The 21,348-nt window shown below is 69.1% G+C and carries 18 protein-coding genes; 5 read left to right on the top strand and 13 right to left on the bottom strand.

What is annotated here, in order from left to right:
• Positions 1–14: 14 nt before the first annotated feature.
• From U5809_RS27995 to U5809_RS28020, 6 genes are read right to left on the bottom strand one after another with little or no spacing between them, the layout of a single operon-like run.
• Entirely contained in the window at positions 15–1,196 is a 1,182-nt protein-coding gene (locus tag U5809_RS27995; RefSeq protein WP_322088916.1) for a cytochrome c, read from the bottom strand.
• Between the two features lie 50 nt (positions 1,197–1,246).
• A complete protein-coding gene (locus U5809_RS28000) occupies positions 1,247–2,074 on the bottom strand; it encodes an ABC transporter ATP-binding protein (RefSeq protein WP_322088917.1) in 828 nt (275 codons plus the stop codon).
• Positions 2,068–3,159: an ABC transporter permease gene (locus U5809_RS28005; RefSeq protein WP_322088918.1), complete on the bottom strand. Its 1,092-nt coding sequence runs from the start codon at positions 3,157–3,159 to the stop codon at positions 2,068–2,070. The genes U5809_RS28000 and U5809_RS28005 overlap by 7 nt, the downstream gene beginning before the upstream one ends.
• A 4-nt stretch (positions 3,160–3,163) precedes the next feature.
• Positions 3,164–4,198, bottom strand: coding sequence for an ABC transporter substrate-binding protein (locus U5809_RS28010; protein ID WP_322088919.1), 1,035 nt, complete (start codon positions 4,196–4,198; stop codon positions 3,164–3,166).
• Between the two features lie 32 nt (positions 4,199–4,230).
• Positions 4,231–5,070, bottom strand: a complete 840-nt coding sequence (locus tag U5809_RS28015; RefSeq protein ID WP_282510190.1) for a class II aldolase/adducin family protein — start codon at positions 5,068–5,070, stop codon at positions 4,231–4,233.
• 23 nt (positions 5,071–5,093) lie between these two features.
• Positions 5,094–6,179 carry an LLM class flavin-dependent oxidoreductase gene (locus tag U5809_RS28020; RefSeq protein ID WP_322088920.1) on the bottom strand — a complete coding sequence of 362 codons (1,086 nt, stop codon included), beginning with the start codon at positions 6,177–6,179 and terminating at the stop codon, positions 5,094–5,096.
• A 314-nt stretch (positions 6,180–6,493) separates the two neighbouring features.
• Between U5809_RS28020 and U5809_RS28025 the strand changes: the two genes are divergently transcribed.
• Positions 6,494–7,897: an acyl-CoA dehydrogenase family protein gene (locus U5809_RS28025; RefSeq protein WP_322088921.1), complete on the top strand. Its 1,404-nt coding sequence runs from the start codon at positions 6,494–6,496 to the stop codon at positions 7,895–7,897.
• Positions 7,898–7,958: 61 nt separating this feature from the next.
• Here U5809_RS28025 and U5809_RS28030 read toward each other — a convergent pair whose 3' ends face one another.
• Entirely contained in the window at positions 7,959–8,933 is a 975-nt protein-coding gene (locus U5809_RS28030; protein ID WP_322088922.1) for a LysR family transcriptional regulator, read from the bottom strand.
• A 17-nt stretch (positions 8,934–8,950) separates the two neighbouring features.
• Here U5809_RS28030 and U5809_RS28035 point away from each other — a divergent pair, with 17 nt between their 5' ends.
• Positions 8,951–9,517, top strand: a complete 567-nt coding sequence (locus tag U5809_RS28035) for a cysteine dioxygenase (RefSeq protein ID WP_059240701.1) — start codon at positions 8,951–8,953, stop codon at positions 9,515–9,517.
• Between the two features lie 105 nt (positions 9,518–9,622).
• Positions 9,623–11,248 (top strand): rhodanese-related sulfurtransferase, encoded by a 1,626-nt coding sequence (locus U5809_RS28040; protein ID WP_322088923.1) that lies wholly within the window; start codon positions 9,623–9,625, stop codon positions 11,246–11,248.
• Between the two features lie 59 nt (positions 11,249–11,307).
• Here U5809_RS28040 and U5809_RS28045 read toward each other — a convergent pair whose 3' ends face one another.
• Entirely contained in the window at positions 11,308–12,453 is a 1,146-nt protein-coding gene (locus U5809_RS28045; RefSeq protein WP_322088924.1) for a glycerophosphodiester phosphodiesterase, read from the bottom strand.
• A 374-nt stretch (positions 12,454–12,827) separates the two neighbouring features.
• Here U5809_RS28045 and U5809_RS28050 point away from each other — a divergent pair, with 374 nt between their 5' ends.
• Together U5809_RS28050 and U5809_RS28055 are read left to right on the top strand one after the other, a co-directional pair.
• Complete coding sequence (locus tag U5809_RS28050) at positions 12,828–13,892, top strand: phytoene/squalene synthase family protein (protein WP_322088925.1); 1,065 nt, start codon at positions 12,828–12,830, stop codon at positions 13,890–13,892.
• A gap of 476 nt (positions 13,893–14,368) precedes the next feature.
• Positions 14,369–15,589 (top strand): porin, encoded by a 1,221-nt coding sequence (locus U5809_RS28055; protein WP_322088926.1) that lies wholly within the window; start codon positions 14,369–14,371, stop codon positions 15,587–15,589.
• 233 nt (positions 15,590–15,822) lie between these two features.
• On the opposite strand, the gene U5809_RS28060 is transcribed toward U5809_RS28055, so the two are convergent.
• The 5 genes from U5809_RS28060 to U5809_RS28080 are packed head-to-tail and all read right to left on the bottom strand — an operon-like array spanning position 15,823 to position 21,061.
• A complete protein-coding gene (locus U5809_RS28060) occupies positions 15,823–17,301 on the bottom strand; it encodes an efflux transporter outer membrane subunit (protein WP_322088927.1) in 1,479 nt (492 codons plus the stop codon).
• Positions 17,302–17,311: 10 nt separating this feature from the next.
• The gene (locus U5809_RS28065; RefSeq protein WP_322088928.1) at positions 17,312–18,466 is read right to left on the bottom strand and encodes an ABC transporter permease; all 1,155 of its coding nucleotides are present in this window, start codon (positions 18,464–18,466) and stop codon (positions 17,312–17,314) included.
• Positions 18,463–19,410, bottom strand: coding sequence for an ABC transporter ATP-binding protein (locus U5809_RS28070; RefSeq protein ID WP_322088929.1), 948 nt, complete (start codon positions 19,408–19,410; stop codon positions 18,463–18,465). The genes U5809_RS28065 and U5809_RS28070 overlap by 4 nt, the downstream gene beginning before the upstream one ends.
• A complete protein-coding gene (locus U5809_RS28075) occupies positions 19,407–20,372 on the bottom strand; it encodes an HlyD family secretion protein (protein WP_322088930.1) in 966 nt (321 codons plus the stop codon). The genes U5809_RS28070 and U5809_RS28075 overlap by 4 nt, the downstream gene beginning before the upstream one ends.
• Positions 20,369–21,061: a TetR/AcrR family transcriptional regulator gene (locus tag U5809_RS28080; RefSeq protein WP_322088931.1), complete on the bottom strand. Its 693-nt coding sequence runs from the start codon at positions 21,059–21,061 to the stop codon at positions 20,369–20,371. The genes U5809_RS28075 and U5809_RS28080 overlap by 4 nt, the downstream gene beginning before the upstream one ends.
• Positions 21,062–21,348 lie beyond the last annotated feature (287 nt).

A 21,348-nucleotide genomic window follows, 5' to 3' on the forward strand; every position in this document is an offset into this window, starting at 1 on the left:
AAAGGTTCGGGGAGTCAATGCGGAAGCCCGGCCTGCACGTCGCGCACGGGTTCCGTGTCGACGCGCAGCAGCAGGGCGGTCAGCGCGTCGCCGCCGGCGGCCGGCGTGGCGGGTCGTGCAGCCGCATCCGAGCGGCACAGCAGGTCGGCATCCGACCAGCCGGCACTGCCCGGCAACGCGCGCGCCCGCAGCCAGCCCCGGCGATCGGCGAGCAGCTGTGTGCCGCCGAGCGCCTCGGGCGCGACACCGGCGATCGTCGCGAACGCGCGCCACGCATCGGGCGTCGTCGCGACGCAGTTCGCGCGTGTGCCGGTCGAAGGCGCCACGGACGCGCTGCGTTCAGTGACGAGCAAGGTTTGCCAGCGCGCGTCTTCCGGCGGTGGCGCCGCGCCCGGCGCGAGCGCGACGATGCGCACGCGCTGGCCTTCGCGCCAGCGATCGAGCGATTGCGGCGCGGCGTCGCCGCAGCGCACGTCGAGCGCCGGCAGCGGGACGGGCACCGGCCACGCGCCTTCCGCCTGCGCGCCGCTGCCCGCGGCCAGCGCCTTCAGGTAGTCGAGTACGGCCCACGTGTCCTGCGGGCCGAGTGTCGCGGCGAAACCGGGCATCGTCGATGCGCCGTGCTCATCGTGCGTGCCGTGCCGCACACGCCAGAACAGTTCGCCGTCGAGACGGCGCGCAAGCAGCGCACCGGCGAAGGTCGGCGGCCAGTGCGCGAGCGTGGCCGCGAGCGGCCCTTCGCCCCGGCCGTCCACACCGTGGCAGGCCGCGCAGTGTTGCGCATACAGGTGCGCTCCGCGCATCACGTTCGATACGGAAAACGGCGCGGGATCGCGCTGGAAACTCGTCGGCACGGCGGGCGCGAGCCACAGCGACGACGGCGGCCACGGGGCGAACCATGCGACGGCCAGCGCGGCGATCGCCGATGCGGTACGCCACTTGCGCGAAGCGAGCGCGATGCCGGCGAGCACGACGGCGAGCGCCGTCACTGCACTGGCGAACGCGAGTTGCCGCGTGAGTCCTGCATCGATGCGCAGCGTTTCGAGCGCGATGCGGTGCGTCCACGGCCAGGCAGCCTGACCGTCGGCGTCACCGGTCAGGCCGGCCGCGTGCAGCACATGTGCCAACGCGACTTGCGCGCGATACAGCAGTTGCAGGAAGGCGATGGCCCAGTCGGCGAACGGCGGTGCGTTCATCGCGCGCGCCTGAGCCGTGCAGCAACCGGACGTCGAACGGCTCCCCGCATTTACCAGCTCGCGTCGAGCCCGAGATGCCGCAGCGCGTCGTGGCGCAATTCGGCGAGGCGCGGGTCGCCGCGATGGCGCGGGTAGGGCAGGTCGACGTGCAGTTCGGCGACGATTCGTGCCGGGCGCGGCCCGAATACGATCACACGCTGCGCGAGGAACAGCGCTTCCTCGACATCGTGCGTGACGAGCAGCGCCGAGAACCCGTCGCGTTGCCACAGCGCGGTCAGTTCGGCCTGCATCGTGAGGCGGGTCAGCGAATCGAGCTTGCCGAGCGGCTCGTCGAGAATCAGCAGGCGTGGATCGTTGACGAGCGCGCGGGCGAGCGCGACACGCTGTGCCATCCCGCCGGACAACTGGTGCGGGAACACGTTCGCGAAGTCCTGCAGCCCGACGCGCGCGAGCGCATCGTCGACGCGATGCTGCGCGGTTCGCGCCACGCCGCGCGCTTCGAGGCCGAGCGCGACGTTCGCGCGCACGCGTCGCCACGGGTACAGCGTCGGGTCCTGGAACACGACGATGCGCGACGGATCGGGTTGTTCGATCGGCACGCCGTCCTGCGCAATTGCGCCTTGCCGCGCGGCATCGAGCCCCGCGACGAGGCGCAGCAGCGTCGATTTCCCGCAGCCGCTCGGGCCGAGCAGCGCGACGAATTCACCGGCCGCGACCGACAGCGTGACGTCGTCGAGCACCGGCAGCGCACCGCCGGGGCCGTCGAACGCATGGCTCACGCGGCGGATGTCGATGCGCGCACCGCGCGGCGGCGTGATGGTGGAAGAAGCGGCGGGCGCTGCGGTAACGGACGGTTCGAGTACGGCGGCACTTACCATTTGACGGTTCCTTTCTGCCACGCGAGCACACGGTCGCGCACCGCGAACAGCAGCGCGATCAACCCGGAAAACAGCAACGCCATCACGATCAGCGCCGCATACATGTTCACGTACGACGCCCAGCCCTGCGCCCAGCTCAGGTACCAGCCGAGCCCCGACTTGACGCCCATCATCTCGGCGACGACCAGCACGGTGAACGACGCACTCAGCCCCATGAAGATGCCGACGAACACGTGCGGCAGCGCGGCCGGAATCGCGACGCGCAGCACGAGGAAGCGCGCGTTCGCGCCGAGCGTGCGCGCGACGTCGTAGTACTGCTTGTTGACACTTGCGACGCCCGACCACGTGAGCACCGCGACCGGGAAACCGGTGGCGAGCGCGATCAGGAACGCGGCGGCCGAATAGCTCGACGGGAAGAAGTAGAAGGTGAGCGGCAGCAGCGCGGTGGCCGGCACGGGGCCGAGCACGCGCAGCACCGGATGCACCCAGTAGCCGATCCGGCGCGACCAGCCGATCGACACGCCGACCGCGAAGCCGACGGCCACGCCATAGGCAAACCCGAGCGCGAGCAGCTTCAGCGTATTGCCGGCGCTGCCCAGCAGGCGCGGCCAGTCGTCGACGTAGACCTCGATCAGCGCCTGCGGCGGCGCAAAGAACGGCGTCGGCAGCCAGCCGGTTTTCGCGGTGGCGATTTCCCACGCGGCGAGCACGAGCGGCAGCGCGACGAGCCACGGGCCGGCCGGGCGCACGCGTGCGAGCCGCGTGCGCGTCGCGGGGACGAGATGACCGAGTGTCGCGGCGGCGAGTAGCAGCGCGGCGATCGTCCACGCGGCCGTGCCGAACGTGTCGGTATACGCCCAGTCGCTGAAGCCGACGACGCGGTTCGGCCACAGGTGCGTGAGCGCGCCGAGCGCCGCCCAGGCGAGCGCGGCCGCGATCCCGGTCGGCCAGGTGCGCGCGCGGCGCGCTTCGGCGGCCAGCGTGGCTTCGCACGCCGTGCAGGCGATGCGCGCGGGCGCGGCCGGTTTGCCGCCGGCAGGCGCCGAGGCGGTGCGAGCCGTGGAAGCGTGTTCGATCGTCGACATCGCGTTACCCCAGTACGTTGGCGTAGACCTGCTGCGCGAAACGCTGCGGGTCCGTGCTCTTCTTCAGCACGCTGATGCGGCGGAAATCGTCCGCATAGAACGCGATTTCCTGCTGCAGATCGACGTTGGTCGGGTGATGCGTGTAGGTGAGCGTCGCGTACAGCTTGCGCAGATCCTCGGGGCTGATCTTCGGCGAATACTTCGCGAACACCTTCGCGGCTTCGTTCGGGTTGTCGTGCGTGTATTCGGTGGCCTGCACGATCGAGCGCGCAAGCGCGGCGGCCGACGGCCGGTCGTTGCGGACGAGATCGCCGCGCGCGCCGATCACGCAGCACACCTTGCGCGCGTATTCGCCGGACAGGTTCGTCGCGAGTTCCGTGTACGCGCCGTTGCTGCGCTTTTCGAGCAGATAGAGATTCGGGTCGCCGTCGGCGATCGCGTGGATCTCGCCCTTGTCGACCGCGACGCCGAGCAGGTCGGCCGGATACTGCCGCCACGTGATGTCGCGCTCGGGATCGATCCCGTTCTTCGCGAGCAGGATCGAGAAGAAGTGTTTGCCGGGCGCGGCCAGATCGCTGACGCCGACCGTCTTGCCCTTCAGCGCCTGCAGCGTCGTGACGCCGGCCGCCTTCGCGCCGAGCAGCCGCACGCAGCCGCCGTGCGAACTGCCGATGATCTTCACGTCGAAGCCGGCTTCGAGGGGCTTCAGCCAGCGGTGGATCATCCCGACCGCCGCATCGGCCTTGCCGGTCGCGATCGATTCGAGCAGTTGGTCGGTCGAGCCGCTGTAGTTGATCAGCTCGACCTTCAGGCCGTTTTTCTCGAAGAAGCCGCGCTCCTGCGCAACGACGATCGGCGTCAGGCAGAACGCGTTCTGGTTCCACGCGAAGGTGAGCTTCTTCAGCGGCGGCGCGGACCATGCCTTGCGGCCGAGCGTGATCGCCGGCACGGCGAGCGCGGCGGCGCCGGCCGCGCGCAGCAGCTTGCGGCGTGTGTCGTCGTGCGCGTCGGCGGGCGCGGGTGCGGTGGTTCGGGTCATGTGGTCTGGTCTCCGGTCGTGCGGAAAGGCGCTCAGTCGAGCAGGTCGGGTTCGTCGGCGACGACGCGCGCGAACAGGCTGTCGAACGCATGCAGCGCGCCCTCGGGGCCGCCGATCTGGCCGTGTGTGTGGCGCGCGGTGGCGTGATCGATCGGCTGCGGCGTGCCGGCCGCTTCGGCCAGCAACTGCGTGTGCGCGGCGTTGTCGAGCGCGATGTACCACCACGCGGCGGCCTCGACCGTCGGGCCGGCCGTCAGGATCCCGTGGTTCTTCAGGATCACGCCCTTGTGCGTGGTGCCGTCCGGTTTCGCGAGCGCATCGGCAATCCGTGCGCCTTCGCTCGTGTCGACGACCATCCCCGTGAAGTCGTCGAACAGCGCGTGATCCTCATAGAACACGCAGGCGTCCTGCGTGAGCGGATCGAGCGGGCGGCCAAGCGTCGACCACGCCTTGCCGTAGGTCGAATGCGTGTGCGCGGCGGCGACGACGTGCGGATGGGCTTCGTGGATCGCCGCATGGATCGCGAACGCGGCCTTGTTCAGCGGCCGCGTGCCGATCGCGGTTTCGCCGCGCGCGTTCACGAGCAGCAGGTCGGACACCTTGATCTGCGAGAAATGCACGCCGAGCGGATTCACCCAGAAATGGTCGGGCAATTCGGGGTCGCGCGCGGTGATGTGGCCGGCGAGGCCCGACGCGAAACCGAAGCGTGCGAACAGGCGGAACGCGGCCGCGAGCCGCTCCTGACGGTGGCGGCGTTCGGCGGCGATGTCGATGCGCGGCGCGGGCGCGTCGAACCAGAAATGCTGGCGCGGTGCTTCGGCGAGTTCGAGGCCCGACGCGGTGCGGACGGGCGAGGAAAGGACAGCGGACATGATGAGGTATCGCTCCGTTGGGCTCAGGCAGCGTGGCGCGCCGCGTCGCGTGCGGCGACGGCGCTGCGCACGCGCGGAATCAGTTCGCGGCCGTAGTCGATCGCGTCTTCCAGCGGGTCGAAGCCGCGGATCAGGAACGTCGCCACGCCGAGGTCGTAGTAGTCGAGCAGCGCATCGGCAACCTGTTCGGGCGTGCCGACCAGCGCCGTCGAGTTCGACCGCGCGCCGGTGAGCTTCGCGATCTCGGTCCACAGCCGCTTGTCGACGCGCGAGCCGCGATCGGCGGCGGCGAGCAGGCGGCGCGCGCCTTCGCTCTGCTGCGGGCCGCCGGCGCCGAGGCCGGCCGCTTCGCGCAGCCGGCGCGTTTCGTCGAGGATGCGGTGCGCGCGCGACCACGCTTCGTCTTCGGTCGCGGCGAGGATCGGGCGGAACGACACGGAGAAGCGCACCTGCCTGCCGTGCTTCGCGGCTTCGGCGCGCACGCGGGTCGTCAGGTCGCGCACCTGATCGAGCGATTCGCCCCACAGCGCGTAGACGTCCGCGTGCTTGCCGGCCACTTCGAGCGCGGCTTCCGATGCGCCGCCGAAATAGATCGGCACATGCGGCTGCTGGAACGGTTTCACTTCCGAAAAGCCCTGCTTGAAGCGGTAATGCGCGCCGTCGTGATCGAACGGCTGCGTCTCGGTCCAGATCCGTCGCAGGATGCCGAGGTATTCGTCGGTGCGCGCGTAACGTGCGTCGTGGTCGAGGAAATCGCCGTCGCGTTGCTGCTCGCTGTCCGAGCCACCGGAGATGAAGTGCACGGCGAGCCGGCCGCGGCTGAACTGGTCGAGCGTCGCGATCTGCCGTGCGGCGAGCGTCGGCGCGGTGAAGCCCGGACGATGCGCGAGCATGAAGTGGATGCGCTCGGTCGCGGCGGCCGCGAACCCGATCGTCAGCGTAGCCGACGGGCCGGTCGAATGGTGCGGCACGAGGATCCGGTCGAAGCCGGCCGTTTCGTGGGCGCGCGCGAAGTCGCGCACGTAGTCGGGATCGACCACGGGGCCGGACGCCGGGTGAATCTCCGACTGCTTCTGGCTCTGAATCATGCCGATGAATTCGACGCTCATCTGGGTCTCCGGTGCAGGGATGTCCCGGCACACGGCCGGGCAGGAATGGAGCGCAGGTTAACGCCGCGATCATGCGGAATGGAAATAATCAATCACGATTTGAATATCAGATTTGCATGGTTTGGGCGCGTGTGCGCTGCGCATACGCTGTGGGCTCACGAACGATCGGGCGCGCGGGCGCCAGCGAATCCGGCGCCGCGCGTTCCGGATCGCCGGCTTCACGAGAAGCCGCGCGGCGCGGCGATCGATTGCCGCGCGTGCCGTCTTTCCGTCGCGTTTGCCGCCTGTCCGTACTACCCAGGGAATCCGTTTCGATGTCCGCCAGCCTTGCCGCTTCCTCGCCGTCTCCGCAGCCTTCGCTGCGCCTCCTGCCCACCGACGATGTCGACGACGCGCGCGTCGCCGCGCTGCTCGACCGTCTCGCGCCCGAACTCGCCGCGGATGCGGCCCGCAATGACGTCGACGGCCGTTTTCCGCACGAGAACTTCGCACGGCTGCATCGCGCGGGGCTGATCGCGCAGGTCGTGCCGCGCGAGCATGGCGGCGCCGGTGCGACGCTCGCTCAGGCGAGCCGGATCGTGGCCGCCGTCGCGCGGGCCGATCCGGCAACGGCGCTGGTGCTGACGATGACGTACCTGCAGCATCGCGCGCTCGGCCGCGCCGACAACCGCTGGCCGGCCCAGGTGCGGCGCGCGGTGTTCGACAGCGCGGTCGCGCATGGCGCGCTGATCAACGCGCTACGCGTCGAGCCGGCGCTCGGCTCGCCGTCACGCGGCGGATTGCCGGCGACCATTGCGCGGCGCGACGGTGACGGCTGGAGGCTGTCCGGCCACAAGCTGTACAGCACCGGCATTCCGGCGTTGCGCTGGCTGGCCGTGTGGGCGCGCACCGATGAACCGGAGCCGCGCGTCGGCGTATTCCTCGTGCCGCGCGACCGCGATGCCGATGGCGACCGCATCCGCGTGATCGAAAGCTGGAACCACCTCGGTTTGCGTGCGTCGGGCAGTCACGAAGTCGTGTTCGACGATGTGCGGCTGCCAGCCGATCACGCGGTCGACGTGCGAACGCCGGACGCGTGGGCCGTGTCGACTGCAACCCATGCGGATGCCGACGCGCAGGCCGACCAGCAGGCGTGGATGGTCGCGCTGCTCGGCAGCCTGTACGACGCGGTCGCGCGGGCGTCGCGCGACTGGCTGGTCGGATTCGCGACGACACGTGCGCCGAGCGGGCTCGGTGCGCCGCTCGCGACGCTGCCGCGTGTGCAGGAAGCGGTCGGAGAAATCGAGGGCTGGCTGCATGCGAACCGCGTGCTCCTCGACGATCACATCGTGCGCACCGACGCGGGCAATGCGCCGCCGGTGACGACGAGCGGCCTCGTCAAGCGCACCGTGACCGAGCAGGCGATCCGCACGGTCGAGCAGGCGTTGAAGCTGTCGGGCAATCACGGGCTGAGTCGCACCAATCCGCTCGAGCGGCACTATCGCGATGTGCTGTGCAGCCGCGTGCATACGCCGCAGGACGACGCGATCGCGGTGGCGGCGGGGCGGGCGGTGCTCGACGCGGCGAGCCGGGGCGAAACGAAGAGCGAAACGAAGAGCGAAACGGAGAGCGAAACGGAGAGCGAAACGGAGAGCGAAACGGAGAGCGAAACGGAGAGCGAAACGGAGACGGGCGGGGCGTCGGTCAGCGAGACCGGACGCGGCCGCAGCGATGCGTGATTGGAGCACGGCTGGCGCGGGCGTTGATCGGGCGGCGCAATGTCGCCGCCGCCCGGTACGGTCAAGCGGCCTTGCCGTGCGTCTGTTCGGGCAACGAGAACGCCGTGCGCGCATGCGCGGCGACGGCGGCAAGCGGCGCATCGAGGCGGGCCGCATCGTGCCGGCGCAGCAGCCACAGGTCGATCTGCGGCTTGAAATCGGCAAGCGGCACGATGTCGAGCGCATCGCGCAGCGGGCTGCCTTCGACGAGCGGCAGCGGCATCAGCCCGATGCCGAAGCCGTTCGCGACGCTCTGCAGTTGCAGGTCGCGGCCGTACGTGTCGAGCGTGACCGGCATCGGCAGGCCCTGCGCGTCGAGCGCGCGCCGCAGGCCCGCGCGAAAGCCGCAGCCGTCGGGATTGAGTACCCAGCCGCGCGCGTGGCAGTCGGCGAGCCGGTAGCTGCGGCGCGGCCAGTCGCCCTTGCGGCCGACCGCGACGAGCCGCGTGGCCAGCAGCCGTTCGCCCGCGACCTGCGCCGGCAGCACCATTTCGCGTGCGAGAAACACGAGCGCCGCATCGAGTTCGCGGCGCGCGACACGCTCGACGAGCATGCCGCCCCAGGCCGTCGTGACCTGGGTCGCGAGGGCGGGCCATTGAGTGGCGAGTTCGGCGATCAGCGCGGGCAGCATCAGTTCGCCGAGCCCCTGCGTGAGCCCGATCCGGAATTCGCCGGCGGGCGGCTGCTCGCCGGCCGTCAGCTCGCGCAGCGCATCGACCTCGCGCAGGATCGCGCGACACTGCTCGAAAACCTGCCGGCCGATGTCGGTCGGGCGCGGCGGTTTCGTATTGCGGTCGAGCAGGATCACGCCGAGCGCTTCCTCGAGATTCTGGACGCGCCGCGTGATCGCGGGCTGCGTCATCCCGAGCTCGGCCGCGGCCTGGCTCAGGGTCTGGCAGCGGACGACCGCTGCAAAAGCGTCGATATCGCTAATTTTCATGTTTGTTCTGCATGGTCTTTCGGGTGCATCATGACGATCCATCATATTCGGCATCATATTCGAGGAGACAGCCGATGAGTACGCTTTCGTTGCAGCAGACGCCGCTGCGTCCGTTCGTCGACGGTCTGGGCGCGCTGCTCGCATCCGGTGCGAATGAGGCGCGCATTCTCGACGAGGGCGGCGCGCTGCTCGCCGCCCTCGTCGAACACGACGACTGGTTGCCCGACGCGTTCGCGCAGCCCGATCCCGAGCGCTATCGGCAATACCTGCTGCATCTCGACCCGGACGAGCGGTTCTCGGTCGTCAGCTTCGTGTGGGGGCCCGGCCAGACGACGCCGATCCACAACCACACGGTGTGGGGGCTGATCGGGATGTTGCGCGGCGGCGAGTTCTCGCAGCCGTACCGGTTCGACGCCGCGGGCAAGCCGGTGGCGGCGGGCGACGCCGTGCGGCTGGCGCCGGGCGAGGTCGAGGCCGTGTCGCCGCGCATCGGCGACGTCCATCGCGTGACCAACGCGTTTGCCGACCAGGTGTCGATCAGCATCCACGTGTACGGCGCGAACATCGGCAAGGTCGAGCGCGCGGTGTTCCTGGACGACGGCACCGTGAAGCCTTTCGTGTCAGGCTATTCGAATGCCTGACGCAACGCCCGTCGGCGTGGCCCGTTGCGGGTGCGCGCCGGCAGGCTCAAGATCGATCCGTTTCGCTTTCTTCACCGACTTCAACGTATTCAACACCGAGACATCGTGACGCAATCCGCCGATTCCCTTTCCCGTTTTCCCGCTGCGTCGTACCAGGACGTACGCGCACGCCTGCTCGCCCGCGACGAGCTCGCGCTGATCGACGTACGCGAGGAAGATCCGTACGCACAGGGCCATCCGCTGTGGGCCGCCAACTTTCCGCTGTCGAAGCTCGAACTCGACGCGTGGACGCGCATTCCGCGCCGCGACACGCCGATCGTCGTGTTCGGCGAAGCGCTCGGCGAGGATCTCGCGCCGCGCGCGGCCGAGAAGCTCGCGCAGCTCGGCTACACCGACGTGCGGTTGCTCGACGGCGGTCTCGTCGGCTGGCAGGCCGCGGGCGGCGAACTGTTCATCGACGTGAACGTGCCGAGCAAGTCGTTCGGCGAATGGGTCGAGGCCGAGCGCCATACGCCGTCGCTGTCCGCGCAGGAGGTGCAGGCGCTGATCGATGCGAAGGCCGATGTCGTGATCGTCGACGCGCGCCGGTTCGACGAATACCAGACGATGAACATCCCGACCTCGACGAGCGTGCCGGGCGCGGAGCTCGTGCTGCGCGTGCGCGCGCTCGCGCCGGATCCGAAAACGCAGGTAGTCGTCAACTGCGCGGGCCGCACGCGCAGCATCATCGGCACGCAGTCGCTCGTCAACGCGGGACTGCCGAATCCGGTCGCGGCACTGCGCAACGGCACGATCGGCTGGACGCTCGCGGGTCAGACGCTCGAGCGCGGCGCCGCACGCCGTTTTCCGGACGAGATCGACGCGACGCAGCGCGCGGACGCGCGTCAGGCCGCACGCGCGGTGGCCGAACGCGCCGGCGTGCCGCGCATCGCGCTGGCCGACGTCGCCGCGCTCGACGAGCCGGGCCGCACGCTGTACCGCTTCGACGTACGCACGCCGGAGGAATACGAAGCCGGCCATCTGCCGGGCTTTCTGAGCACGCCGGGTGGCCAGCTCGTGCAGGAAACCGATCATCACGCGGCCGTGCGCGGCGCACGGATCGTACTCGCGGACGACGACGGCGTGCGCGCGGACATGACCGCCTCATGGCTCGCGCAGATGGGCTGGGACGTGCGCGTCGTGGACCCGGCCGGCGAGGCTGCGTCCGGCGAGCGCGGCCAACCGCCGCGCGACGTGCCGGTGCCGCCGCCCGCGACCGACGTGTCGCCCGCGACGCTCGCGGGCTGGCTGAAGGAGGCTGCGCCCGGCGAACTCGCGATCGTCGACGTGACGGCCAGCGCGAATTACGTGAAGCGCCATATTCCGGGCGCGTGGTTCGCCGTGCGCGCGCAGTTGCGCGACGCGCTCGCGGCGATCCCGCCGGCGAAGCGCTATGTGTTCACCTGCGGATCGAGCCTGCTGGCGCGGTTTGCGGCGGACGATGCGCGTGTGCTGCTGCCAGCGTCGGCCGGCATCTCGGTCCTGACCGGCGGCACGGCCGCGTGGATCGATGCCGGGCTGCCGCTCGAAAGCGGCGAGACGCATCTCGCGTCAGCGCGTGTCGATCGCTACCGGCGCCCGTACGAAGGCACCGACAACGCGGCGGCCGCGATGCAGGCGTATCTCGACTGGGAATACGGGCTGGTCGATCAGCTGAAGCGGGACGGTACGCACCACTTCAACGTGATCTGACCGAGCCGTTGCAACCGGGCGCAACGCGCGCGTCGCGCCCAGCGCCCGGTTCGCGCATGTCAGCGCTTGAACGTATCGACGGCCGTGCGGCCGACGGCAGGATCGTCGGTGAAGAAGCCGTCGATGCCCGCGCGCAGGTATGCCTGGATCTCGCGCACCGAGCCGGCCGTGTTGCGCGTGGCCGGCGTGCCGCCGTCCTTCAGCGATGCGGGCAGGAAGTTGTTCTCCGGGCGGAACGTGTACGGATGCACGACAAGGCCGGCCTCGTGTGCATAGCGCACGTACGGCGTCGGCTGCTGCAGCGTGCCGTCCGCGGCAACCGCAATGATCGAGGTCTTGTACGGGCCGACGCCGTTCGCATAGGTCGCGATCTCGCGCATGCCGTCGCGCGTCGACAGGTCGCCGTAAGTGCGCTTGTCGTTCGCCTTCACGAAGTCGTACGGGCGCTGGCCGGCGTCGTCCATCAACTGTACGAGCTTCCAGTTCGGCTGGCTCGACTTGATCCGGTTGCGGATCGTCTTCAGGTTCGCGACCTCGAACGACTGGATGTAGACGGTCGCCGTGCGCGACGTGTACGTATCCTTCAGCAGCGCGTCGACGAGGCGATCCTCGAGCGGCAGGTTGATCGACTGGAAGTAGGTCGGATGCTTGGTTTCCGGGTACAGGTGGATCGTGCGGCCGGTCTGCGCGGACATCTGCTTCGCGAGCGCGACGATCTCGTCGAACGTCGGGATCTCGAACTGGTCGTTGTACGCGGTGTTCGCGGGGCGGATCTGCGGAATGCGCTCGCGAGCACGCAGCGTCTTCAACTCGGCCAGCGTGAAATCCTCGGTGAACCAGCCGGTCAGCTGCGCGCCATCGATCGTCTTGGTCGCCTTGCGGCTCGCGAACTGCGGCAGCACGGACACGTTCGTCGTGCCCGAGATTTCGTTCTCGTGGCGCGCGACCAGCACGCCGTCGCTCGTCGACACGAGATCGGGCTCGATCACGTCCGCGCCATCCTCGATCGCCTTGCGGTACGACGCCAGCGTGTGTTCGGGGCGCAGCGCGCTCGCGCCGCGATGGCCGACCACCTGGACCTTCGCGGAAATCGGCTGCGTGGGATCGGACGCCACATCGTCGTCGCCGCCGCACGCGGCGAGCAGAAACGCGGCGGCACAGGCGAGAGGGACGTAGCGCAGGGAGGTCGGGCGCTTGAAGAGCATGTCGATGAACCTTCGAAACGGGAGTCGGAAAAGGGCGCTCGCTCCGGCGGCGCGGCTGTCGTGCCGTGCGGCTGGAATCGAACGGTGCGCGATCGTCGCATCGAATAATTACATATGTATTACTTATACCTTTCTGTTGTTGTTTTTTAGGGCGCGATACCCGTGGCCGGACCGCTGGCGATGACCAGGCGCGTGCCGCAATCCGGCCGCCGCAGGCAGGCCGCGCGCCGGATGCACTAAACTTGCGGGAATTTTGCATCGCTGCACCGGGGCCGACGCCCGTCCGGCGCGACGATGCGGCGACTCGCGGGCCGGCGCGGGCGTCCGGCGCCCGTGTGCGACCGGGGCCCGCGCCGGCCGATTTTTCCCGACCCATGACGACTCGAACCGATTCCGCCTTCCTGCTCGGCGACCTGCTGAAGAACGTTTCCCGCTCCTTCTACCTGACGCTGCGCGTGCTGCCCGACGGCATGCGCGACCCCGTCGGCCTTGCGTACCTGCTCGCGCGCGCGGCCGACACGATCGCCGACACCGCGCTCGTCGCGCCCGATCGCCGCGCGGCGCTGCTGACCGACTTGCGCGACGAGATCGAGCGGCTCGGCGACGGCGTGGCGCTGTCGCGTTCGCTCGAGGACGTGACGCGGATGCAGACCGATTCGCACGAGCATGTGCTGCTCGGCTCGATGGCGCCGATGCTCGCGCTGCTGCGCACACAGCCGGACGCCGATCGCGCGTCGATCCGCAAGGTCGTCGCGACGCTCACGTCGGGGATGGAATTCGATTTGCGCACGTTCCCCGACGAGCAGTCGGGGCAGGTCGCGTCGCTGCCGACGCGCGACGAACTCGACCGCTACACGTACCTCGTCGCCGGCTGCGTCGGCGAATTCTGGACCGACATGACCGGCGCGCACACGCGCGCCGCGCGCGGCTGGGATCTGCCGGACATGCGCGAGAAGGGTATCCGTTTCGGCAAGGCGCTGCAGATGACCAACATCCTGCGCGACTGCGCGAAGGACTTGCGCATCGGCCGCTGCTATCTGCCGGATGACGTGCTGGGCGCGCATGGGCTGGCCATGGTCGACCTGATGCAACCCGGTGCGTCGGCGCGCGCGCGCGGCGTGCTGGTCGACCTGTTGCGCGTGACGCTCGACCAGTATCGCGACGCGTGCCTGTATACGCTCGCGATCCCGCGCCGCTTCGTGCGACTGCGGCTCGCGTGCCTGTGGCCGATCATGATCGGCCTCGAAACGCTCGAACTGCTGGCCGGCCACGATGCGTGGCTCGATCCGGCGAAGCCGGCCAAGGTGCCGAGAAAGCGCATCTACCGGATCATGGCGTCCTCGCTCGCGCTGGTCGGTTCGAACACGGCGATCCGCGCGCGCATGGCCGTGCTCGCCGATGCAGTGACCGCGCGGCTCGCCGGCCCGGCATCGCGCTGACTATCGCCGGCGCGTCGCGCCGGCATCCTCCTCGGCCCGCATTCGCCGGGCCGTCCCTGTCCGATTTCCCCCACACGCACTGAAACGTTTTCATGATTTCGTTTCACGAAACATGGGTGTCATGAATGTCAGCGATCCTGCGCGGCGGCGTGAATCGCGGTGTCAGCTGCGATCGCGCATTTGTAAGATGATTTTTGCCGAAGGCGTCTGACGACATTGGACGGTCGCGTTGCACCCGTAAAAATGTAAAGCTAGGGTTTTCACCGGGAAATGCCGGGAAGGCCCGCCGCACAAGCGTTTCAAGGTGTTATGTAACCGCTTGGTGAACCCGTGCGTTGCGTCGATCATACGATGACCGACTGCACGTATTGGGAAACAATTGGTAATCCGTCAGAATCGCGTCGGCATGTACTCGCACATGTGTCAGTCATAAAACCACACCAGAAAAGAAATCATTCTTTGAGGACGGAGAATCAATGAAAAAGCGCGTCGCTTTCGCCATGACGGCAGTGGGCCTTGCAGCCGCTACCGCCGCCCACGCCCAGAGCAGCGTGACCCTGTACGGTATCGTCGACAACGGTATCGCTTGGCAGAACAACTCGTCGGCAGTCGGTGCGACCACGGGTGGTCACTCGAAGGTTCAGATGTCCACCGGCGTGTGGGCAGGCAGCCGCTTCGGCCTGAAGGGCAGCGAAGATCTCGGCGGCGGCACGAAGGCGATTTTCCAGTTGGAAGCCGGCGTCAACACGGCTAACGGCTCGTCGCAGTGGACCAACGGCATCTTCACGCGTCAGGCATGGGTCGGTATGACCAACGCCACGTACGGTACGCTGACGGCCGGCCGCCAGTACACCGCGTACTACACGCTGCTGTCGCCGTACAGCCCGACGACCTGGCTGACCGGCTACTACGGCGCGCACCCGGGCGATATCGACTCGCTGGATACCAGCTACCGCGCGAACAACTCGCTCGTCTACATGTCGCCGAAGTTCTACGGCTTCACGGTCGGCGGTTCGTACTCGTTCGGCGGCGTCGCAGGCGCGACGAACCGCGGCTCGACGTGGAGCGCGGCGATCCAGTACCTGAACGGCCCGGCAGGCATCGCAGTCGGCTACCAGAAGGTCAACAACGCGACGCTGGGTGGCGGCGTGTGGGGCGCGAACTCGACGGTCCAGAACGGCCTGACGGCATCGGGCGACGGCAACCAGCCGGCAGTCTCGTCGATCAACAACGGCTACGCGACCGCGCAATCGCAGCAGCGTATCGCCGTGACGGCGGGCTACCAGTTCACGCCGGCATGGGACATTTCGGCATCGTACTCGAACGTCCAGTACACGCCGGGCGTCGGTTCGTCGTTCCGCAACACGGCCATCTTCAACACGGCTGGCGCCGTGCTGCACTGGAAGGCAGCCGCTCAGTGGGACTTCGCGGCAGGCTACTCGTACACGGCGGCAACGCAGTCGAACGGTATCTCGAGCGCGGCCAAGTACCACCAGGTCACGCTGTCGCAGTACTACAGCCTGTCGAAGCGCACGGGCCTGTACGCAGTTGAAGCTTGGCAGCACGCGAGCGGCAACACGCTGAACGGCAAGGGCAACGCGATCATCTCGGCGACCACGTCGATCGGTGACGGCGTGGGCGCAGGTTCGAAGCAGAACCAGATCGGCGTCGGCGTTGGCATGATCCACCGCTTCTGATGTCGCGCGGCGCGCGAGCGCCGCTTACGGCATGCGGTATGAAAAACCGGCCTTCATTCTGGCCGGTTTTTTTATGGGCGGCACGCATTGCGCGCAGTGCAGGTTCCGTCATTAGCGGGTGTCGAATGGAAGCGGGCGGCGACAACCGTCGAGCCTGACCGGCGCACCGCTCATGCAGTGCATGGCGCAGTGTTCAATCGGTACCATCGCCGGACCACTGATCACTGCGCAGCCTAATCCGTCCAGCGCCCCGCCAGCGCCTGAAACAGCGCCGCCGTATCGGCAAGCCGGTCGGCCTGCGCGCGGGTGCGGTCGAGCGATGTCTGTAACGCCTGCCGTTGCGCGTCGAGCAGGTCGAACGTGCTGATTCCGCCCGCCGCGTAACGGTCGCCGGCAATCGTATTGCTGGCCGCCGCTTCCCGCGCGGCGATATCTCTCGCCTGCAGTTCGGCCGCATCCTGTTCGACCGCGCGCATCGCGTCGGCCACCTGTTGCAGCGCCTGCAGCACGGTTTCCCGATAGCTCGCGAACGCGGCGTCATACGCCGCTTCAGCCGCGCGTTTCTTCGCGCGCAGCTCGCCGCCGTGAAAGAGCGGCTGCGTGAGACCGAGACCGACATTCCACACGTTGAGCCCGCTGACGATATCCGCGATGCGCGTGCGTTCCGAACCGATCCCCGCCGAAATCGAAAAACGCGGGTACAGGTTCGCGGTGGCGACGCCGACGTTCGCGCTCGCCTGGTGCAGCACGGCTTCCGCCGCACGGATGTCGGGCCGTTCGCGCGCGAGCGTCGACGGTAACGTGACGGGCAGCGTGCGCGGCAGCGCGAGTGCATCGAGCGAGAGGTCCGGCAGCTCGGCGTCGGACGGCGGCGCGCCGAGCAGGATCGCGAGCCGGTGGCCGGCCTGCGCGAGGCGGGCCGAGAGCGGCGGCAGCGACGCCTGCGTCTGCGCGAGCAGCGCGCGTTGCGCATGCACGTCGGCCAGCGATACGCCGCCCGCTGCATGGCGCGCTTCGACGATACGCAACTGCCGCGCTTGCGCGTCGACGAGCGCCCGCGTGAGCGCGACCTGTTGCGCGAGCGACGCGCGCAGGATCGCGGTGGCGACGACATTACCCGCGAGCGTCAGCCGCGCGGCGTCGAGCATGTACGCCTGATAGTCGACCTGCGCGCGCAGCGCTTCGAGCGCGCGCCGGTTGCCGCCGAATACGTCGAGCACGTACGACACGCTTACCGACGCGTCATACAGCGTGAACGGCCCCGGGCTCGGCAGGTTGGCCGGCAGCCCGAACGCGGTGGTGTCGACCTGCTCGCGCGTGGCGGACAGGTTCGCGTCGACGCGCGGCAGCATCGTCGCACCGGCTTCGGCTGCATGGTTCTGTCGCGCTTCGTCAAGCCGCGCCCGGGCCTCGGCGAGCGTCGGGCTGTTCTGCCACGCGGTGTCGACGAGCCGGTTCAACGGTGCGGAGCCGAACTGCGTCCACCAGCGCCGCGGCGTGTGCGTGGCCGACGAGAAAGTCTGCGCGTCGCCGGCCGGGCCGCTCGCGCCGGCCGTGGTCGCGGGCGGCTCGCCCCGCGTGTATTGCTGCGTGGCCGGCGCATCCGGTGTGCGGAAATCCGGCCCGACCGCGCAGCCGGCGACGAGCAGTGCGGCGGCGGCGAATGCGCAGCCGCGGGCGGCATGGGAGGCGCGAGGTGAGGCCGGTTTCATCGCGTGCCGCCTAATCGAGCGTGCGCCGGTAGAAACGCAGCGCGACGCCCATCACGACGACGGTGAACAGCGCGACCGGCCAAACGGACGGCCACAGGTCGGCCCAGCCGTTGCCTTTGAGCAGGATGCCGCGCGCGAGGCGGTTGAAGTAGGTGAGCGGCAGCAGGTTGCCGATGAACTGCGCCCACTTCGGCATCCCGGCGAACGGGAACATGAAGCCCGACAGCAGGATGTTCGGCAGGAAGTAGAACACCGCGAGCTGCATCGCCTGCAACTGGTTCTGCGCGAGCGACGACAGCGTGATGCCGACCGTCAGGTTCGCGGCGATGAACAGCAGCGCCGACAGGTAGAGCGCGAACACGCCGCCGACGAACGGCACGTCGAACACGAACCGCGACGCGGCGACGATGATCGACACCTGGATCAACCCGATCAGCACGTACGGGACGATCTTGCCGGTCATCACCTCGAGCGGCCGCACGGGCGTCGCGAGCAGGTTCTCCATCGTGCCGCGCTCGCGTTCGCGCGTGATCGCGAGGCCCGTCATCATCACCATCGTCATCGTGAGGATCACGCCCATCAGGCCCGGCACGACGTTGTACTGCGTGATGCCTTCCGGGTTGTACAGCCGGTGCAGCACGACGTCGAACGCGGCCGGGCGGCCGTTCAGGCGCGCAAGCGGGCCCGTCAGGTCCTTGTCCGCGACGGGCTGCACGAGCCCCGGCAGCGCGCCGATCGCCGACGCCGTGGCGACGGGATCGGTCGCGTCCGCTTCGACGAGCAGCGACGGACGCTCGCCGCGCAGCAGCCGCCGCGAGAAGTCGGCCGGCACGCTCAGCACGAACTGCACGTCGCCGCGTGCGAGCGCATGGCGGCCGGCCGCTTCGTCGGGCAGCGTCTCGACGATGTCGAAGTACGCGGAATTGCGCATCGCGGCGATGAAGCTGCGCGTGAACGGGCTCGCATCCGCGACGATCACGGCGGTCGGCAGGTGCTTCGGATCGGTGTTGATCGCGAAGCCGAACAGCGCGAGCTGGATGATCGGCACGCCGACGATCATCGCGAACGTCACGCGGTCGCGGCGCAGCTGCAGGAATTCCTTCAGCACGATGCTCCACCAGCGCGCGACCGAGAACGATTCGCGCAGGCTTGCCCACGCGTTCATGACGACACCCCGTCGGGCGGCGCGGCCGCGCCGCCCATCATGAAGATGAAGACATCCTCGAGCCCGGTGTCGATCGGCGCGACCTGCAGCGACGTGTCGCGGGCGACCTCGTCGAGCGTCGCGTCGAGCCGCGCGCGATCGCGGCCGCTCACATGCAGCGCCGAGCCGAACACGACCGTCTGGTCGACGCCCGGCATCGCGCGCAGCCGCGCGGACAGTTCGCTCAGGCGAGCGCCGGTGATCGTGCGGGTCGACAGGTGCTGCGATGCGACGATCTCCGCCGACGTACCCTGCGCGAGCAGTTCGCCGTACGCGATGTATGCGAGCTTGTGGCAGCGCTCGGCTTCGTCCATGTAGTGCGTGCTGACGAGCACCGAGATGCCCTGCGCGGCGAGCCGGTGCAGTTCCTCCCAGAAGTCGCGGCGCGCGGCCGGGTCGACGCCGGCGGTCGGCTCGTCGAGCAGCAGCAGCTCGGGTTCGTGCAGCATGCACGCGGCCAGCGCGAGGCGCTGCTTCCAGCCGCCCGACAGCGCGCCCGTGAGCTGGTCGGCGCGGCTGGCGAGGCCGAGCCCGTCGAGCGCGCGCGCGACGGCCGCCTTGCGGTCGCGCATCCCGTACACGCGTGCGACGAAGTCGAGGTTCTCGCGGATCGACAGGTCTTCCCAGTACGAGAAGCGCTGCGTCATGTAGCCGACGCGCCGCTTGATCTGCGCGCTGTCGCGCACGATGTCGTAACCGAGGCAGGTACCGCTGCCCGAGTCGGGTGTGAGCAGCCCGCACATCATGCGGATCGACGTCGTCTTGCCGCTGCCGTTCGGCCCGAGAAAGCCGAAGATCTCGCCGCGCGCGACGCGCAGCGACACGTCCTTCACGACGTGCTTGTCGCCGAACCGCTTGTTCAACCGGTCGACGTCGATCGCGTACGGTGCGGAAGGCGCGTTCATTGCACGCTCACGGCGACGGGCTGGCCCGGATGCAGCTTCGCTGCGTCGGCGACGGCGGGGCGCGCCTCGATCATGAACACGAGCTTGGTCCGGCTCTCGTTGCTGTAGATCACGGGCGGCGTGTATTCGGCCTCGCTCGACACGTAGGTGATGCGCGCGGGCACGTCGGCCGCACAGCCGTCGCAATGGATCGAGACCGCGCGCCCCGGTGCGAGCGACGCAATGGTGGCTTCCGGCACGAAGAAGCGCACCTTCAGGTTTTGCGGCGGCAGCATCTGCACGACCGGATTGCCGGCCTGTACCCATTCGCCGACGCGGTACAGCGTGTCGTACACGCGCCCGGTCGCCGGCGCGGCGACGCGTTTCTGGTCGAGCTTCCATTGCGCCTCGGCCACCGCGGCCTGCGCGGCGTCGACCTGCGCGGCCTGGGCGGCGACCTGTTGCGCGCGACCCGGCAGGCGCGCGACGTCGACCTGTTTCTGCAGTTCGCGCATCTGCGCGGCGGTGGTCTGCGCGGACGTGCGCGAATCGTCGAGCTGCTGCTTCGACAAGCCGCCGGCCGCGTACTGGCGTTCGTCGCGCGCGCGTTGCGCGGCGGCGCGCGCGGCCTGTGCGCTGGCCTGCGCGAGCTGCGCCTGCGTGACCGCGACTTCCGGCGGACGCTTGCCGGTCTGCAGGTCGGCAAGCTGCGCGCGGGCGGCCGCGAGCTGATGCTGCGCCTGCAGCAGCGCGGCCGTTTCGCTGACGGCTTCGAGCGAGAACGCCGGCGTGCCGGCAGCGACGGCCTGACCGCGTGCGACCGACAACTGCGTCAGCGTGCCCGACTGCGACGACGACAGGTACACGAATTCGCCTTCGACATAGCCCTGGTAGGTCGTCCCGTTACCGGTCGACCGCCCGCACCCGGCGAGCAGCGCGACGGCGGCGGCCAGCGCGAGCGGCAGCGCGCGGGCCGCGTTCATGAAGGCCTCCGCGGCGAGCGGGCGCGCGGCGCGGCGGTCGGCGGTTGCAGGCCGGAACCGAGCAGCGCGCGGACGTGCCGGTGCAGCACGTCGCGATCGATCGGCGGCAGGCCGCGCGCGCTTTGCCACAGCTTCGCGGTCGCGAGCGGCAGCATCACGAGCGCGATGATCGAATGGAACAGGAACGCGGGTTCGAGCGCGGGGTTCAGCGTGCCGGCCTGCTGTGCGCCGCGGATGCGTTCGGCGAAACGCCCGACATGCTCGAGCGGAATGCGCCGGACCATCCGCTCGCGCAGCAGCCCGCCTTCGTGGATGATCTCGCGCAGCCAGATCGACGGCAGCCACGGCATGCGGCGCGTGACGTCGAAGAAGCGGTCGACGAGTTCGGCGACGAGCGCGACCGAATCGCTTTCGATCTGCGGCTCGGTCGGCCGCCACACGAACGCGATGGCCTGCGCGATCCGTTCCTCGACGATCGCGTCGAGCAATTGTTCGCGGTTCGTGAAGTAGTAGTGGACCATCGCCGACGTGACGCCGGCGGCGGCGGCGATCTGCGCGACCGTCGTTGCGGCGATGCCGCGCTCGGCGAACAACTGCATCGCGACGTCGAGCATGTGGTCGCGCAGGTCGAAATCGCCCACCGACGGGCGGCGCCCGCGCGGCCTGGCGATGGTGGATTTCGCGTTCATGAAATCGACGCTAATTGATGAGTTAGTTAATTTCAAGGAAGGGTTTTCGCCGCCATTGATCGGGATCAGGCGAGCGTCGAGTGGCGGCGCGGATGGGCAGGGAAGTGACGCGACGACGGGCAGCGTGCCGGTGGTGCAGTGTAGGAAGCGATTAATGCGGAACGGCGGCGCGAAGCCGGCGGAAGGAAAGCTGCGAGGAAACGGTACGGAACGGCAGGGAAGCTGGTCGCGAAGCGGGGGTGGGGGGGGGGGGGGGGGGGGCGCCCCCCCCCGCCCCCCCCCCCCCC

Origin of the sequence: Burkholderia sp. BCC1999 (assembly GCF_905339975.1) — a bacterium.
In the GTDB taxonomy this organism is placed as follows: domain Bacteria; phylum Pseudomonadota; class Gammaproteobacteria; order Burkholderiales; family Burkholderiaceae; genus Burkholderia.